At 72.6% G+C, this 15,682-nt stretch carries 14 protein-coding genes; 6 read left to right on the top strand and 8 right to left on the bottom strand.

Annotated elements, in window-relative coordinates; genetic code table 11:
- The first annotated feature begins 99 nt into the window (after window positions 1-99).
- Complete coding sequence (gene chrA, locus ACIBJH_RS11220) at window positions 100-1,287, top strand: chromate efflux transporter (protein WP_399116580.1); 1,188 nt, start codon at window positions 100-102, stop codon at window positions 1,285-1,287.
- A gap of 105 nt (window positions 1,288-1,392) precedes the next feature.
- Here the strand turns inward: chrA and ACIBJH_RS11225 are convergent, their stop codons facing one another.
- Window positions 1,393-2,643 carry a DUF418 domain-containing protein gene (locus ACIBJH_RS11225; RefSeq protein WP_399116581.1) on the bottom strand — a complete coding sequence of 417 codons (1,251 nt, stop codon included), beginning with the start codon at window positions 2,641-2,643 and terminating at the stop codon, window positions 1,393-1,395.
- A 257-nt stretch (window positions 2,644-2,900) separates the two neighbouring features.
- Here ACIBJH_RS11225 and ACIBJH_RS11230 point away from each other — a divergent pair, with 257 nt between their 5' ends.
- Together ACIBJH_RS11230 and ACIBJH_RS11235 are read left to right on the top strand one after the other, a co-directional pair.
- Window positions 2,901-3,569: a response regulator gene (locus ACIBJH_RS11230; protein WP_399116582.1), complete on the top strand. Its 669-nt coding sequence runs from the start codon at window positions 2,901-2,903 to the stop codon at window positions 3,567-3,569.
- Window positions 3,566-4,699, top strand: coding sequence for a sensor histidine kinase (locus tag ACIBJH_RS11235; RefSeq protein ID WP_399116583.1), 1,134 nt, complete (start codon window positions 3,566-3,568; stop codon window positions 4,697-4,699). Before ACIBJH_RS11230 ends, ACIBJH_RS11235 begins: the two co-directional genes overlap by 4 nt.
- A 187-nt stretch (window positions 4,700-4,886) precedes the next feature.
- On the opposite strand, the gene ACIBJH_RS11240 is transcribed toward ACIBJH_RS11235, so the two are convergent.
- Window positions 4,887-5,099: a hypothetical protein gene (locus ACIBJH_RS11240; protein WP_399116584.1), complete on the bottom strand. Its 213-nt coding sequence runs from the start codon at window positions 5,097-5,099 to the stop codon at window positions 4,887-4,889.
- A 116-nt stretch (window positions 5,100-5,215) separates the two neighbouring features.
- Between ACIBJH_RS11240 and ACIBJH_RS11245 the strand changes: the two genes are divergently transcribed.
- Both ACIBJH_RS11245 and ACIBJH_RS11250 read left to right on the top strand, forming a co-directional pair.
- A complete protein-coding gene (locus ACIBJH_RS11245) occupies window positions 5,216-6,688 on the top strand; it encodes an ATP-binding protein (protein WP_399116585.1) in 1,473 nt (490 codons plus the stop codon).
- 61 nt (window positions 6,689-6,749) lie between these two features.
- Entirely contained in the window at window positions 6,750-7,256 is a 507-nt protein-coding gene (locus ACIBJH_RS11250; RefSeq protein WP_399116586.1) for a hypothetical protein, read from the top strand.
- 1 nt (window position 7,257) lies between these two features.
- Here ACIBJH_RS11250 and ACIBJH_RS11255 read toward each other — a convergent pair whose 3' ends face one another.
- Window positions 7,258-8,097: a DUF1932 domain-containing protein gene (locus ACIBJH_RS11255; protein WP_399116587.1), complete on the bottom strand. Its 840-nt coding sequence runs from the start codon at window positions 8,095-8,097 to the stop codon at window positions 7,258-7,260.
- A gap of 219 nt (window positions 8,098-8,316) precedes the next feature.
- On the opposite strand from ACIBJH_RS11255, the gene ACIBJH_RS11260 reads away from it, so the two are divergent.
- Complete coding sequence (locus tag ACIBJH_RS11260; RefSeq protein WP_200710016.1) at window positions 8,317-8,841, top strand: hypothetical protein; 525 nt, start codon at window positions 8,317-8,319, stop codon at window positions 8,839-8,841.
- 292 nt (window positions 8,842-9,133) lie between these two features.
- On the opposite strand, the gene ACIBJH_RS11265 is transcribed toward ACIBJH_RS11260, so the two are convergent.
- From ACIBJH_RS11265 to ACIBJH_RS11285, 5 genes are all read right to left on the bottom strand, one after another.
- Window positions 9,134-10,540: a GAF domain-containing protein gene (locus tag ACIBJH_RS11265; protein ID WP_399116925.1), complete on the bottom strand. Its 1,407-nt coding sequence runs from the start codon at window positions 10,538-10,540 to the stop codon at window positions 9,134-9,136.
- Window positions 10,537-11,577, bottom strand: coding sequence for a rod shape-determining protein (locus tag ACIBJH_RS11270; protein ID WP_399116588.1), 1,041 nt, complete (start codon window positions 11,575-11,577; stop codon window positions 10,537-10,539). The genes ACIBJH_RS11265 and ACIBJH_RS11270 overlap by 4 nt, the downstream gene beginning before the upstream one ends.
- Window positions 11,578-11,769: 192 nt before the next feature.
- Window positions 11,770-13,101: a carboxyl transferase domain-containing protein gene (locus tag ACIBJH_RS11275; protein ID WP_399116589.1), complete on the bottom strand. Its 1,332-nt coding sequence runs from the start codon at window positions 13,099-13,101 to the stop codon at window positions 11,770-11,772.
- A complete protein-coding gene (locus tag ACIBJH_RS11280; protein ID WP_399116590.1) occupies window positions 13,094-14,539 on the bottom strand; it encodes an acyl-CoA synthetase in 1,446 nt (481 codons plus the stop codon). Before ACIBJH_RS11280 ends, ACIBJH_RS11275 begins: the two co-directional genes overlap by 8 nt.
- A 60-nt stretch (window positions 14,540-14,599) precedes the next feature.
- Window positions 14,600-15,646 carry a MerR family transcriptional regulator gene (locus ACIBJH_RS11285; RefSeq protein WP_399116591.1) on the bottom strand — a complete coding sequence of 349 codons (1,047 nt, stop codon included), beginning with the start codon at window positions 15,644-15,646 and terminating at the stop codon, window positions 14,600-14,602.
- Between the last annotated feature and the right edge of the window lie 36 nt (window positions 15,647-15,682).

The following is a 15,682-nucleotide window of genomic DNA, read 5'->3' on the forward strand; positions in this document are numbered from 1 at the left end:
GGATCGGTCCGTGCGTTCCGGTGGCGTCGACTTCGCGTCACCCGGGCCCGGTAGGGTCGCGCCGCGGTGCGGGTCGGGCGTGCGGGAGAGGAAAGCGACGTGGAGGTGGCGACGGGTGAGGACCGGGGCGGAGCGGCCCGGGTGGGGCTGGGGACGATCGCCCGGGAGTGGGGTCGCATCGGCTGTATCGGGTTCGGCGGGCCGCCGACGCATATCGCGCTGCTGCGCCAGTTGTGCGTGGAGCGGCGACGCTGGATCCCCGCCGCCGAGTTCGAGGACGGCGTCGCGGCCACCAATCTGCTGCCCGGCCCGGCCTCGACCCAGCTGGCGATCTTCACCGCGTGGCGGCTGCGTGGCCCGGCCGGGGCGCTGGTCGGCGGGGTGTGTTTCATCGTGCCGGGCCTGGCACTGATCCTGGCCCTGGCCGCGCTTTTCCTGGCCGGGCACCCGCCCCTGTGGGTGCGGGGCGCCGCGGCGGGTTCCGGGGCGGCGGTCGCGGCGGTGGCTGTGCAGGCGGCCGTCAGTCTGGTGCCGGCGAGCTGGAAGCGGGCCGGGAAGGCGCGGGCGGCACGCGCCCGGTGGATCGGATACGGCCTGGCCGGCGGGGTGGCAGCCGCCCTGACCGGGCCGTGGCTGGTCCTGGTGCTGATCGGCGCCGGCCTCGTCGAGGTGGCGGTGCGGGCGCGCGCGTCGGGACGTAGGCAACGGCGGGCGGGCTCCTGGCCGTTGCTGGCCGCCGCCCCGGTGGCGGGCGGGGGCCTGTTGGCGCTGGCGTGGGTCGCCCTCAAGGTCGGTGCGCTGTCGTACGGCGGCGGGTTCGTGATCATCCCGCTGATGCAGGCGGACGCGGTCGGCCACTACCACTGGATGACGGACGGACAGTTCCTCAACGCCGTCGCGCTGGGACAGATCACGCCGGGGCCGGTCGTGCAGACCGTCGCCGTGGTCGGATATGCCGCCGCGGGGGTGGGCGGCGGGCTGCTGGCGGCGGCGGTGGCCTTCGCGCCGTCGTTCCTGTTCGTGATCGTCGGCGGGCCCCGGTTCGACCGGCTGCGGGCCGACGACCGGGTGCAGGCGTTCTTCACCGGCGCCGGACCGGCGGTCGTCGGTGCCATCGCCGGATCCGCGATCCCCCTCGCCCTGGCGCTGCAACACGCCTGGCAGTACGGGGTCCTGGCCGCGGCCGCGCTGTGGTTGCCGGCCGCCCGCCGGGGCGTCGTCAGCGCGCTCCTGGGAGCGGGCGTACTGGGAGTGATCGTGGTGCTCGCCGGGTGGCCGGTGTCCTGAGCGGCGCGTCGGCGTCGGCGGATGGTGCCTTCTCCACGAAGGGGATGGGCGAGCCACGGCCACACTCGGTGAGGAAGGCCGCTGACCATCCGCACCTTGTGGAAGCTACCTGACGTGGCGCGCGGGCCGCGTCGCCGCGTGCAGCGCGTACTCCAGGGGCCCGCGCCTGAAGCGGCGGGTCCACACGGTGGCCAGCAGCAGGGCGGCCGCGATGAAGGCGAGCAGTACCGGCAGCCCGGCCATCGTCTCGTCCTCGACGACGGCCACGTACCGGACATCGGTGAGGAGCCAGAGGGCGACGATGTGCAGGACGTAGACGGTCAGGGCCATCGTGCCGACCGCGGAGACGGGTGTCAGCGACCGGGTGAGGCGGGGCATCCGGTCGGCGACGGTGAGGCAGACGGCCAGCACCGCGAGGGCCACGCCCGTGTTGCCGAGGATCGAGAAGGTCGTCTGGCTGTGCGGTGCGGCGACCAGGAGCCAGGTGAGCGGGGTGCCGTTCCGGGGTTCGCCGACCGTGTCGGACCACCAGGCCGACGACGCCGAACCGCCGTCCGTGGCCGAGGCGATGGTGGTGAGCGCGTGCGGGACGAGGTGCAGGGCCAGCCACGAACCTCCGTAGCCGAGGACGGCGAGCGCACCGCCGGTCAGGGCGAGCCGGGTCCTGATCCCGGGCCGGGTGAGGTCGAGCCGGGCCACCGCCATGCCCGCGATCAGGAACGGCGCCCAGGTCAGGGCCGGGTAGTCGCCGGTGAACAGCAGCTCTACGACGCCGTCCGTGCCGCTGATCCGGGCCAGTGGGTCCGCCTGGATCACGGCGTCCGCCCACCCGCCTTCCTCGATGGACTTCCGTACGGCGTAGAGGAGTTGGGGCAGGGCCAGTGCCCCTACGGCGGCGATGAGCGCGAGGGTGGCGGCGCGCAGCCGGTGCAGCGGGAGGACGGTCAGGAAGAGGAGGCCGTAGCAGCTGAGGATCACTTCGACCTCGGTGTCCAGGGCGGTCAGCGCGTAGCCCAGGGCGAGGAGGACCACGGCGCGGATCGCGACCCGCGCCGTCGCCTGGCGTCCGGCGCGGCCGGTCCGGGGGTGGGGGCGGCCGGTGATGATGATCAGCGAGAACCCGGCGAGTACGGCGAACAGGGCGGAGGAGCGGCCTCGGGCGGTCTCCAGCAGGAAGCCGACGGGTCCGCCGACCGTGACGTCGGGGCCGACGTGCGCGGAGTACATGCCGAGCACGGCGAGTCCGCGCGCCAGGTCGACACCGATCAGGCGTCCGGTCGTTGGAGCGTCGGAGGGGACCGGCTGCCGCTCGGGTAACGCGGCTGCCGGTGCGGTCGGCGATGCGTCGTGTGTCATGCCCTCAGGATTCGCCGACCGCGGGGAACGGCACACCCGGCAGCCTTCCGGACCCGGCCCGCCGACCGGCCGGAACCGTACCGGCCGACCGGACGGTCCCAGCCGACGACCGGCCGGAGCGGAACCGATCCCTGCGGACGGCCGCCGTTAGGCGTGCTACCCCTCGAACCGACTCCCGCCGAAGCACACCCGACCACCCGAACCCGCCACCCCTCGAACGACCCTCGTACGACAGGCAGTTGAGGAGCACACCGCCCATGATCCGTGTCCTGGTGGTCGACGACGAGGCTCTCGTCCGCACCGGCTTCACCCACATCCTCAACGCCTCGGACGACATCGGAGCGGTGGCGGCGGTTCCCGGTGGCCAAGCCCTCAAGGCCGTAAGGGAGTTGAGTCCCGATGTCGTCCTGCTCGACATCCGGATGCCCGATGTGGACGGACTGACCGTCCTGGCCGAGCTGCGCCGGCTGCCCGACCCTCCCGTGGTGGCCATGCTGACGACGTTCGACACCGACGAGTACGTCGAGGCGGCGTTGCGTTCCGGCGCGGCCGGTTTCCTCCTCAAGGACACCGACCCCGAGCAACTGCCGTATCTGATCCGCACGTTGGCCGAGGGCGGAACCGTACTGTCGTCGCAGGTCATACGCACGGTGGTGGACAGCTTCCTCGACCAGGGCGGGCGTGAGCCCTACGCCGTCCGGCTCGTCGACCTGCTGAGCGGGCGCGAACGTGCCGTCCTCGTGCTGCTGGCGGAGGGCCTCTCCAACACCGACATCGGCGAACGGCTCCATCTGAGCAACGGCACCGTCAAAGGCCATGTCAGCGTCGTCTTCGAGAAGTTGCGGGTCGACAACCGGGTGCAGGCCGCGCTGATCGCCGAACGGGCCGGGCTGCTCAAGCCGCCCGAGGACGGAGCCGCCCGATGAACTCCCCACGTCCGCCCGCCCTGTTGCTGGACGCGCTGCTGGTCGGTGTCGCGCTGCTGGACCTGTGGGTGAACTTCGACAGCGACAACCACCCGGCCACCGCCTACGGCCTCCTCGCCGCCCTGGCTCTCACGCTGCGCCGCCACCGCCCGCTGCTTGCCTTCGCCCTCACGCTGCCCTCCGCCCTGATCGGCGACGCGGCGTTCGCCACGATGGCCGCGCTGTACACCCTCTCCTCGCTCTGCCGTCACCGCGCACTGCTCGCGGGCTGCGCGCTGGCCTTCGCCACCGTGGACTTCATGCCCTGGCCGTGGACGTCCCTCGATGTCGACGAACTCGACGAGACCTACAGCCTGGTCCACCTCACCTACACCCTCGCCACGGCCGCCGCCCCGGTCTTCCTCGGCCAACTCGTGCAGGCCCGGCGCGAGTTGACGCTCCGGCTCGCCGAGATCACGGCGGCCCGCGAGCAGGAGGAACTCCTCAGCGCCCAGGCCGTGTTGGCGAAGGAGCGCGCCCAACTCGCCCGCGAGATGCACGATGTGGTCTCGCACCAGGTCAGTCTCATCGCCGTCACCGCCGGCGCACTCCAGGTCGGCAGCCCGGACGCCGAGGCGAGAGCGGCCGGGGCCACGATCCGCCGGCTCAGCGTGCAGACCCTGGAGGAGCTGCGGCACATGGTCGGCGTCCTGCGCGCCTCGGGCAGCCGCCCCACCGAACTCACACCCCAGCCGTCCCTCGCCGATCTGCGCCAGCTGATCGACGCCAGCGGCATCGAGACCCGGCTGGAGACCGATCTGCCCCACGGACTCCCGCCCACGCTCCAACGCGCCGTCTACCGCACGGTCCAGGAGGCACTCACCAACGTCCGCAAACACGCCCCCGGCGCCACCGCGACCGTCCGCATCCACCACCGCGACGGCACCCTGCGCACCACCGTCACCAACACCGCCGCCACCCGCCCCGCACTCCCGCTCCCCGGAGCCCACCACGGTCTCGTCGGCCTGCGCCAGCGCGCCGCACTCCTCGGCGGCACCATCACCTCAGGGCCGACGACCGACGGCGGCTACGAACTCCATCTGGAACTCGGGGCCGACGACACGGTCCCGGAGAGTGGCCTCACGTCGTGAGCAGAGTCCAGGGATTCGGCCGAGCCGGAGCCAGTCGCGGCTTGCGCGAGGCCCAGTGCCGTACCGCCGTTTCCAGAACTGCCCCCGGATCGTGGACCGTTCGCGTCGGCTGGTTCGCGAGGGGCAGGAAGAAGCGGTTCCAGGTGCTCGCCGGGACGAACGGCGGCTGTTCGATCGCCGCCCGCGATCACCTCGGCGCGCGGAGCGGCCGGGGGCGGGGGAGTGGCCCGTCGAGCAGGGCATCCACCTCCGCCGCGATCAGCGGTTCGAACGAAGGGATCCTGCGGCCCGCGAAGAACGAGGACACCAGGGACCTGAGCCGGGTGTGCCGGGGCGGGTCGGTCTCCAGGAGGGAGGCGGCGGCGGTGTCCGGCGCGGTGTCCGAGGTGCGGTGCGTCATGAGTTCCTTCCCGGAGGCCGGCCTGTGCGCATTGGCCGACATGCCGACACGGCTCGTTATGAATATAGGGGTACAGTTTATAGTTGTGTGGTTCTATATCCGGGGATCGGAGGAGCGTGGACAAGCCCGTCGAGATGTTCGACCGTGACCACGAGTGGTCGGCGCTGACCCGGTTCATCGAGGACGAAACGCCCGGAGCGACGCTCGGCATCGTCTCCGGACGGCGCCGGCAGGGTAAGACGTTCCTGCTCGACGCGGCCTGCCGGGCCGCGGGCGGGTTCTACTTCGGGGCGACCGAGGCCGCCGATGCCGAGTCCCTGCGGCGCATCAGCGCCGCGCTGACCGCACATGCGCGACCCAGCAGCCCGTACCACTTCGCCGACTGGGCCGAGGCCGTCGACGCGCTCCTCGCGCTGGGCGCCGAACGGCCCGTGCCCGTCGTGATCGACGAGTTCCCGTACCTCGCCAAGGCGAACCCGGAGCTTCCCTCGATCGTTCAGGAAGCCCTGCGGACTCTGCGCGACCAGCGTGGCGCCTCCCGCACCCGGCTGCTGCTGTGCGGCTCGGCGCTGTCCTTCATGGGCAGACTGCTGGCCGGCAACGCTCCTCTACGAGGCCGGGCGGGGCTGGAGTTGGTGGTCCGCCCTCTCGACCACCGCCTCGCGGCCGAATTCTGGAACATCACGGACCCGCGCCTGGCCCTGCAGGTCAACGCGATCGTCGGCGGTACACCCGCGTATCGACGTGAATTCGCCCGCGGCGACACCCCGAACGGGGCCGGGGACTTCGACGACTGGGTCGTCCGGACCGTCCTCAACCCGGAGACCCCCTTGTTCCGCGAGGCCCGCTATCTGCTCGCGGAAGAGCCCGACCTGCGGGACACGGCCCTGTACCTGTCCGTGCTGGCCGCGGTCGCCGACGGGAACGCGACCCGTGGGGGTATGGCCGGATACCTGGAACGCAAGGCCACTGACATCGCGCACCCCATCAACGTCCTTGAGGACGCCGGCCTGCTGCACCGGGACGCCGACGCCTTCCGCGACAACCGCCCGACCTACCGCATCGCCGAACCGCTGATCGGCTTCTACCACGCCATCATGCGACCGGTCTGGGACCAGTTGGAGCGCCCCGGCAGTGCGGCCCGGGTCTGGCAGGCCAGCCGCCACCGTTTCACCAGCAACGTCCTCGGCCCGCATTTCGAACAGGTCTGCCGCGACTGGGCGTTGCGTCACGCCGACCCGGAACTGATCGGCGGTCTGCCCGCCCGGGTCGGCCACGGAGTGGTGCACGATCCCAAGGCTCGTGTCGGACACGAAGTGGACGTGGCGGTCATCGGCATCGCCGACGGCTCCAAGCCGCCGCTCCTGGCCATCGGCGAGGCCAAGTGGAACGACACCATGGGCATCGCCCACATCGAGCGTCTCCAGCACATCCGCGATCTCATCACCCAAGCGGGACGCTACGACACCACCGGCACCCGCCTCCTGTGCCTCAGCGGCGCCGGCTTCAACGACAAGGCGCATGCGTCCGCGCGGTCGGACCCCGGTGTCCAACTGGTCGACCTGGAGACGCTCTACGGCATGGGGTGACCCGTACGCCGAGGACTCCATCCGCTTGAACAGCCGCCGCGACACCTCCGTACCCCCTGACATGACCCCCGAGACACAGATGCCACAGCCCACCCGAGGACACACCGCCCGCCTCCGTCGTGGCGCCGCGCTCGCCCTGCTCCCGCTCGCCGTGGCGTGCGGTGGCGGTGAGGGCGAGGGTGCGGAGGAGCGCAAGCGGGTGGCCGCCGTGACCGCCGCTCCCGAGGCCGGTGTCGTCGCTCCGGCGAAGGTCGAGGTGATCGCCGGGCTGACCGGGTGCACCGCCGAGATCCGGGTCGAGGCGGAGGAACTGCGTGAGGGGCAGTGCCGTACGAAGCAGGGCGAGTACCGGATCACCACGTTCCCGGAGGAGCGGTTCAAGGTGACCTGGCTCGACACCGCGGCCGTCTACGGCGGCAAGTACCTCGTCGGCACCCGCTGGGTGGTCAGTGCGCGGCCGGAGCTGCTGGAGGGGTTCCGGGCCCGACTCGGCGGCACCGTACAGGAGTTGCGCGGTGCCGGGCCCGCGGCGTCGGCCTCCTTCGGGCCCACGGTGTCGGCCCCCTGAGTCACCTCTCCGTGCGGAGGTGACCGAGCACCTCCGCCAACGGCAGGTCGACGCGGTCCTTGTCGCCGTCCCACCGGCGCAGCACGCTCGCCGCGCCCTCCGCCAGTTCCGGCGGCAGTCCCGCCGTGCGCAGTGTCGCCGCGATCTCCTCCAACTCCGGTGCCCAGCGCCAGGCCCGGGCGGCGACGCTCGGCAGCTGATCGGTCTCGGCGAGGATGTTGGACGTCAACGAGGCTGCCTCCAGGGCGAGTTCGGCTGCCACGCCGTGGCTCGCGGCGAGCGCGTGCGAGACGGCGGCCAGCACCCGGGCCGACTTCTGGTACGAGGCGTACGACATCTTCAGCGCCGACGCGGCACCGATCCCGGCGTCGAGGGGACGGGCCAGCACCTGGGTGCCCTCGAACACCGCCGCCACCCCGGCCACCTCCTTCCCGTCGCCGCTCAGATAGAGGCGCGGGGCGCTGCCCGGCCCCGGCGGGCCCCCGACGATCGAGCCGTCGAGCATCGGCACGTCGCGCTCCGCGCACGCCGCCGCGATCCGCCTCGTACGGTCCGGGCTGATCGCGTTGGCCTCGACGTACACGCCCCGGAAGGGGTGCGTGAGGACCTCGTGCGCCACGTCCTCCGCCGCGTGCGGCGGGCACACCGACAGTACGAAGTCGCTTGCCGCCAGGGCGGATTGAAGGGACCCGGCCGCCTCCAGGCCCGCGTCCAGGGCCCGTTGGAGACTGGCGGAGCTGCGGCCGGCGGGGACGTACAGCACCCGGGCACCCGCGAGGGCCGCCTGGCCGCCGACTCTCGCGCCCATGGCGCCGGGGTGCAGAAGCGTCAACGTGGTCATGGGCCCCACGTTAGGCGGGGCCTGCGAACGGGTCGGTGTGCGGTGCCGACAACCAAGCGCGGGCCATGAGTTGCCCTCCGTCGGCCCCGACTTACTGAAACATTCAACAAATTGATCTTCGGGACCGGCAAAGGCTCTACCCGCATAGATGATCCCGGTGCTGTCATGCTCACGACCGCCCGGAATCCCTGCCGGGCACCACTACGGGAGATCCCCCCCATGCCCCGAATATCCCGCTCCGTGGTCACCGCCCTCTCCTCCCTCGCCCTCGCCGCCGCCGGCCTCACGGTCGCCGCGGGCACCGCGCACGCACAGAGCTGCAGCCAGGCCTACCTCCCGCTCCCCGACCCCAGTTGCCAGCCCGGTGCTTTCAACCCGGACGTCACCCAGTCCACCATCGACACCACCATCTGCGTCTCCGGGTGGACCGCGACCGTCCGGCCGTCCAGCTCCTACACCACCGCGCTGAAGAAGACGCAGATCGTCGAGTACGGCTACACCGACACCAGCACCTCGGACTACGAGGAGGACCACTTCGTCCCCCTCGAACTCGGCGGCTCCCCCAAGAGTGCGCTCAACCTCTGGCCCGAGCCGGAGTACGGCACCAAGACCGCCGCCAACAAGGACACCGTCGAGAACAAGCTCAAGAAGGCCGTCTGTGCCGGCACCGTCACGCTCTCTCAAGCCCGGAACGCGATCCTCACGGACTGGACGACCGCGCTGTCCGACCTGGGCCTGAGCTGAACCCCTCGCCCGCCTCAGGGGCCGGTCTCCTCCTCCGGGAGTAGCCGGCCCCTCGTCACTCCTTCCAGGGAGGCAGACCAAGTGCCTCCGCAAGGGCGATGTTCTTGGGAGTCGAGAGGAAGAGTGTGGGGCATAGGAGAGGGGCATAGGAGATATGAGCCTCGGGAGGGCGCCATGAACCGACAGATCCGTGTTCGCGTGATTCGCCGGCCCGCCGCGCCCCGCGACGACACCATCGACCGCAGGACGCCGTCGGGGCGGATCCTGCCCTACTGACGCGAGCGGCCCCGTCTCACAGGGGCGACCGCCAACTCACCGTCGTGCCTTCGCCGTTGTACACCCTCAGCCGTACGGCGTCCCGGCCGTCCGGCAGGGGTGTCGTCACGTCGACCGTGATCTCCAGGCGGGCGGCGCCGGGGTCACGGGACGCGGTGGCCAGGGCGCGGCGCAGCGCGGCGAGGAGCCGGGTCGCCACCCCGTCGGGGACGAGGGTGTCCACCGGGCCCTTGAAGCGGGTCGAGGGCTGGACCGCGAGGGTGGCCGCCGTCTCCCGAAGTACCTTGCCGCGCAGGCCGGTCGGTGCCTCCGCCGGCGGCTGCTGCAGGGCGAAGATCGCCGTGCGCACCTCCTGGACCGTCGACTGGAGTTCGTCGACGGCGCGGCCGAGGGCCCCGTGGGCCGGATCGGTCGGTCCGCCCCTGCGCTGGGCGGACTCCAGCAACATGCCGGTGGCGAACAGCCGTTGGACTACCAGGTCGTGCAGGTCGCGGGCGATGCGGTCGCGGTCCTCGTAGACGGCGAGGCGTTCCCGGCCGTGCCGGGCGTCGGCCAGGACGAGCGCGAGGGCGGCCTGGGACGCGAACTGCGTTGCCAGCGACCGTTCCACGGCCGTGTAGGGGCGGTCGCCCGGGCGGCGGGGGAGGGCGAGCGTGCCGATGAGACGGCCCTCGGTCTGGAGCGGCAGCATCATGCTGGGGCCGAACCGGTGCCGTACATGCGTCGTCATGCGCGGGTCGGTCGCCGAGTCGTCGATGAACACCGGTTCGCCGCCCAGGAGTTGGACCAGGACGGGGCTGCCGGGCGCGATGGTCGTGCCGACGATGTCGCCCGGGTCCTCGAAGGTGGAGGCGGTGACGATCTCCATGCCGCCCGCCTCGGTGGGCTGCAGGATCACCCCCGCGTCGGCGTCGGCGAGGGCCCGGGCGCTCTCGGCGACGGTCAGCAGCGCGTCGGCCGCCCGCTCCCCGGTGAGCAGCGCGGTGGTGACGGCCGCCGCGCCCTCGATCCAGCGCTCGCGCTGCCGGGCCGTCTCGTACAGGCGGGCGTTGCCGATGGCGATGCCGGCCTGCGCGGCGAGGACGTGCAGCAGCTGTTCGTCCTCGGCGGTGAAGGGGGCGGCGGGCCGCTTGCCGGCCAGGTGGAGGTGGCCGAAGACCTCGTCGCGGACGTGGATCGGCACGCTGAGCACGCCCTCGGGCGGCGCCTGTGCCCCGCCGGTGCGGATCTCGGTGAGGCCGTCCTGCCCGGGGTCCGTCGTGCCGAGCGCCGCGTACCGCGCGCCGGTCAGCTCGGCCGCGCCGTCCACGATGTGCTGAAGGGTGGTGCGCAGTTCGAGCTCGGAACCGACGCTCAGGACGGCTTCGAGGAGGCGGGAGAGGTCGGGGACGCCGGTGCCGGGGTCGGCCGGTTCCGGGCTCAGGTGCTCGCCAGCGGGTCCAGGACCAGCGGCTCGATCTTGCCCTCCAGCATGTAGCCCAGGCCCTGTACGGCACACACGTCCGGCCGCTCGGCGATGTGCACCGGCATCCCGGTCGCCGCGCGCAGCATCTGGTCGAAGCCGGGGAGCAGCGCGCTGCCGCCGACCATCATGATCCCGCGGTCCGCGAGGTCGGCCACCAGGTCGGGCGGGCAGTTGCGCAGCACCCGGCCGATCCCGTCGAGCACGGCGGTCAGCGGGGTCTCGATGGCGTCCCGTACGGCCGCGGTGTCGACCCGTACGGAACGCGCGAGGCCGCTCGCCACGTCCCGCCCGTGGATCTCGGTGGTGGTCGGGCCGTGCGGGGTGAGGCCGTTGCCGGACAGGGCCAGCTGCAGCGGTCGTACGGACTGGCTCGGGAGCATCAACTCGTGTTCGTGGCGCAGGTGTTGGACGATCGCGTGGTCGACGGCCTCGCCGCCCACCGGGATGCGTTCGGCGGTGACGATCGAGCCGAGGGAGAGCACGGCGACCTGGGTCGCGGCGGCCCCGCACACCATGATCATGGTGGCCTCGGGCCGCTCCACCGGGAGCCCGCAGCCCACGGCGGCGGCGATCAGCGTGTCGACCAGCTCCACCCGGCGCGCCCCGAGCCCGACCAGCGTCTCGATCGCGGCCCGCTGCGCCAGCGGATCGGCGTCGTGCGGGGTGCAGGCGGCGGCCCGCAGCCGGGGCTTGCGGCGCAGCGCGCGGCGGACCTTGTCGCCGATCAGGTGCCGGAGCATGCGCTGCGCCATCTCGATGTCGACGACCGTGCCGCCGGAGACCGGCCGGACGACCCGGATGTAGTCGGGCGTACGGCCCGTCATCTTCTCCGCGAACTCTCCTACGGCGATCAGCGCGCCGGTCCGCGTGTTCACGGCGGCGGCGGACGGCTGGTCGACGACGAGCCCGGCGCCCTTGACGTAGACACGGGTGCGGGCGGCTCCCAGGTCGACGGCGAAATGGCAGCGTCGCAACTGCTCCAGACTGACGGTCATGGAAGGTTCTCCCGAGAGCGGACCGGGGCGTCGCCGGGCGGCGGGCCTCTTTCGCATCGTGCGGGGGCGGGGCGGTCGGCGCGTCTTGTGGTGGGCCGGGCGGGGTGCCGCTGAATGGGTTATTTGTCTGTTATGTCCTAAGTAAGTAACACGTAAAGAGTGCCGGAGGGTGTTCTCATGACTGCCCGTCGCTCACACGGGCCCGGTCCTGGTCACCCCCAGCTCCGCCAAGTCCTCGGGACGGACCCGGAGTTGGTCCGCCGTCCGCTCCGTCTCCGCCGGCGCCCGCTTCAGGATCGCGGTGGCCGGCTCCGGGGCGATCACCGAGAAGTAACTGTCCGGCGTGGCCCAGGTGTTGCCCGGCGCGGCCAGCGCCAGCGCACCCCCGGAACCGCCCTCGCCGATCAGCAGCGTGGTGACCGGGACCCGCACGGACGCCACCGCACCGAACAGGTCCGCGATGGCCGCCCCCGCGCCCTGCCGCTCCGCCTCGGCGTCGTTCGCCGCGCCCGGGGTGTCCACCAGCGTCAGCACCGGCACCCCGAGCCGGTCCGCGAGCCGGAGCAGCCGCGCCGCGGTCCGATACCCGGCAGGCCGCGTCGCCGTCCCGGCCTGCGCGGCGAACGCGATCGTCCGCCCCGCCCGCTCCCCGAACCCGCACAGCATGCCCGCGTCGGTACCACCGCACCGGTCCCCGCTGATCGCCAGCCGGTGGGTGAAGTAGTCGTCCAAGTAGCGCTCGGCACGCGGGCGTTGAGGTGCACGGGCCCGCCGTACGGCCTCCCAGCCGGTGGCCGGGAGGCCGGTGGACCCCAGAGGCGCCGGTACCGGTGCCTGCCCGGCCCACGGCGTGGTCAGCAGCCGCAGCCACCGCCCCAGGGTCTCCCGCAGTTCCTCCGGTCCCACGATCGCGTCGGCCGCGCCCGCCGCCACCTGGGCCTCGGCCGTGTACGCCGTGGGGTCCGCGTCCGGCGGGCGGACCCGGGAGCCCGCGAAGCCGACCTGGGCGCCGGGCAGCGCCAGGACCACGTCGGCGCCCGCGCCCAGCGTGGCCCAGCCGCCGCCCGTGGTCGGGTCCCGCAGCACCGCGATCTGCGCCAGCCCGGCCTCCCTGGTGAGCACCGACTGCCGTGCCACGCGCTGGAGTTGAGTGAGAGCGATCATGCCCTCCTGCATCCGGCTGCCCCCGGTGGCCACCAACGGCACGACCGGCAACCGGTGTTCACGGGCGTACGTGTACGCCGACTCCAGCCGGTCCCCGGTGCGCTCGCCCAGCGAACCGCCCAGGAAACCGAACTCGAAGGCGATCAGCACCGCCCGCGTGCCCCCGACCGTCGCCGTACCGCACACCACCGACTCCGACTCGCCGGTGCGGTCGGCGGCACGGGCCCGCGAGGCGTCGTAGCCCTGCCAGGCGAGGGGGCCGTCGGGCCCGGACTCCCGTACGGGGTGGGTGAGTTCGGTGAAGGTCCGGTCGTCCGTCACGAGGGCGAGGATCTCGCGGGCGGACCGGCGGTCAGCCATCGGCCAGGGCGCGCTTGAGGATCTTCCCCATGTCGTTGCGGGGGAGCGCGGCGAGGTGGTGGACGACACGCGGGCGCTTGTGCGGGGCCAGACGGCTCGCCACGTGGTCGGCCAACTCGGCCAGTTCCGGCGGGGATTGAGGGTCCACCGGCACGATCCAGGCCACGATCCGCTCGCCCAGGTCGGGGTCCGGTTCACCGGTGACGGCGGCCTCGCGCACCCCCGGGTGTTCGAGCAGCGCGTTCTCGATCTCGCCCGCGCCGATCTTGTAACCCCCGCTCTTGATCAGGTCGGTGGCCTTGCGGCCGACGATCCGGACATAGCCGTCGGGGTCGCGCACCGCCATGTCCCCGGTGCGGAACCAGCCGTCGGCGGTGAACGCGGCGGCCGTGGCGTCGGGCCGGTTGAGGTACTCCGTGAACAGGTTCGGCCCGCGCACCTGGATCTCGCCCACGCTCTCGCCGTCGGGCACCGGAAGCGGTGTGCCGTCCTCCTCGACCAGCCGCAGCTCCACGCCCGGCAGCGGGACCCCCACCGTCCCGGCACGCGGCTCGCCGTCCGCCCGGACACTCGTGTTCATCAGGGTCTCCGTCATGCCGTAGCGCTCGATCACCCGGCGCCCGGTCGCCGACGCGATCCGCTCGTGGTCGTGGACCGGCAGCGCGGCCGAACCGGAGACCAACAGCCGTGCCCGGGCAAGGGACTTGGCGAGTCCGGGGTCGTCGGGGAGGGTCTCCGCGATGCGGTGGTACATCGTCGGGACGCCGAACAGCATGGTCGCGCCGTCGTTCAGCTCCCGCGCCACGCCCTCCGTGCTGAACCTGCCCAGGTGCCGCACCGAGCCGCCGCGCCGCAGCGGGCCCAGGATCCCCAGCACAAGACCGTGCACATGGAACAGCGGCAGTCCCTGCACGAGGATGTCCTCGCCGGTCCACTGCCAGGCGTCGGCGAGCGCGTCCAGCGTCGTGGCGATCGCCCGGCGCGGGAGCACGGCACCCTTGGGCGGGCCGGTGGTGCCGGAGGTGTAGACGACGAGGGCGGGGTCCTCGTCGTCCGGCGAGACGGCCGGACCCCCGCCCCCGACACCCCGCACATCGACATCGACGCGCTCCAACTGCCGTAGCGCGGGAGGGAGTTCGTCGCCGGGCGCGGCCAGTACCAGAGCGGGCGCGCTGTCCGTCAGGATGTGCCCCAGCTCCTTGTCGCCCGACTTCGGGTTGAGCGGCACCGCGGCCACCCCGGCCCGCAGTGCCGCCACCACGGCGACCGCCGTCTCCAGTGAGTTGGTGGCCCACACGGCGACCCGGTCGCTGCCCGTGCACCGGACCGCGAGCGCGTCCGCCGCCGCGCCCAGCTCCGCGTACGTCAGGGACCGGTCACCGAACCTGAGAGCGGGCTGCCCGCCCGGGTTCGTCAGGGCCGGAAAGAGGGTGGACACGCGGCGCGCTCCTTGGTCGTCGGGGGCATGGGTCCCCGGACGTCGGGGACACCCCCGTTCCTACACCACGTCCGCCACCACACAACTGATGTTGTCCGGACCCCCGGCCGCGTTCGCCGCGTCGACCAGGGACCGTACCGTCTCCTCCGGGTCCAGGCCCGCCGTGAGGAGTTCACGGATCCGGTGCTCGGGGACGACCCCGGTCAGGCCGTCCGAGCACAGCAGATAGCGGTCGCCGCGGCGGGCGTCGTGGAGTTTCAGGTCGGGGTCGCCGATGGTGAGGGCCTTCAGGAGCAGGGAGCGCTGCGGGTGGGACCCGGCCTCCTCGGCGGTCAGCCGGCCCTCGTCGATCAGCGACTGGACCACCGAGTGGTCGTGGGTGATCCGGAACAGCCCGCCCTCGCGCAGCAGATACGCGCGCGAGTCCCCGATGTGCACGAGCGCCAGCTTCGAGCCCGTCCACAGCAGCGCGGTCAGGGTCGTGCCGTTCTCGGCGGGATCGGCCGCGTCACGGACCGCGTCGGTGGCGCCCCGTACCGCCTCCTCCAGCAGATTGAGCACATTGCCGGCCGACACCTCCTCGGTGTCCAGGAAACGCAGCGCCTCCACGGCCGCGCTGCTCGCGGGCCCGCCCGCCGGGCCGAAGCCGTCCGCGACCGCGAGCAGCCGCGCGCCCGCGTAGGCGGTGTCCTGATTGGAGGGGCGGACCTGCCCGCGGTCCGAGTGGGCGGAGTAACGAAGTTCGAGCATGGTGGTGTCCTTTCCGGGTACGGCCGCTGTGGCCGCGAGATGGTCGACGAGGAACCCGGCGAGATCCCGCCGCACCGCCGTCTCCGCCTCGACCCGGGCCCAGAAGGCACGGATCTCACGGGCGGCGGCGGCCGGTTCGAGGGCGCACACCTCACGGATCGAGGCCAGCGGCATGCCCAGCCGCCGCAGCCACGCGACCAGCCGGGCCCGCTCCAGCTGCTCGACCGCGTAGTAGCGGTATCCGGTGTCGGGATCCACCCGCGCCGGCCGCAGCAGCTCCAGCTCGTCGTACAGCCGCAGCGCCTTCGGCGACAGCCTGCACGCCCGCGCGAAGGCCCCGATCGTCAGCATGCTCATGCACGCCCCCTGTCTCTCCGGGTCTCTCCGGTTCCG

The organism is Streptomyces sp. NPDC050548 (assembly GCF_044457385.1).
In the GTDB taxonomy this organism is placed as follows: Bacteria; Actinomycetota; Actinomycetes; order Streptomycetales; family Streptomycetaceae; genus Streptomyces.

Excerpts from the sequence above, each read along its gene's own strand:
- ACIBJH_RS11225 (WP_399116581.1), bottom strand. The coding sequence starts at position 2,643 with ATGACACACGACGCATCGCCGACCGCACCGGCAGCCGCGTTACCCGAG.
- ACIBJH_RS11230 (WP_399116582.1), top strand. The coding sequence starts at position 2,901 with ATGATCCGTGTCCTGGTGGTCGACGACGAGGCTCTCGTCCGCACCGGC.
- ACIBJH_RS11235 (WP_399116583.1), top strand. The coding sequence starts at position 3,566 with ATGAACTCCCCACGTCCGCCCGCCCTGTTGCTGGACGCGCTGCTGGTC.
- ACIBJH_RS11240 (WP_399116584.1), bottom strand. The coding sequence starts at position 5,099 with ATGACGCACCGCACCTCGGACACCGCGCCGGACACCGCCGCCGCCTCC.
- ACIBJH_RS11250 (WP_399116586.1), top strand. The coding sequence starts at position 6,750 with ATGACCCCCGAGACACAGATGCCACAGCCCACCCGAGGACACACCGCC.
- ACIBJH_RS11255 (WP_399116587.1), bottom strand. The coding sequence starts at position 8,097 with ATGACCACGTTGACGCTTCTGCACCCCGGCGCCATGGGCGCGAGAGTC.
- ACIBJH_RS11260 (WP_200710016.1), top strand. The coding sequence starts at position 8,317 with ATGCCCCGAATATCCCGCTCCGTGGTCACCGCCCTCTCCTCCCTCGCC.
- ACIBJH_RS11270 (WP_399116588.1), bottom strand. The coding sequence starts at position 11,577 with ATGACCGTCAGTCTGGAGCAGTTGCGACGCTGCCATTTCGCCGTCGAC.
- ACIBJH_RS11275 (WP_399116589.1), bottom strand. The coding sequence starts at position 13,101 with ATGGCTGACCGCCGGTCCGCCCGCGAGATCCTCGCCCTCGTGACGGAC.
- ACIBJH_RS11285 (WP_399116591.1), bottom strand. The coding sequence starts at position 15,646 with ATGAGCATGCTGACGATCGGGGCCTTCGCGCGGGCGTGCAGGCTGTCG.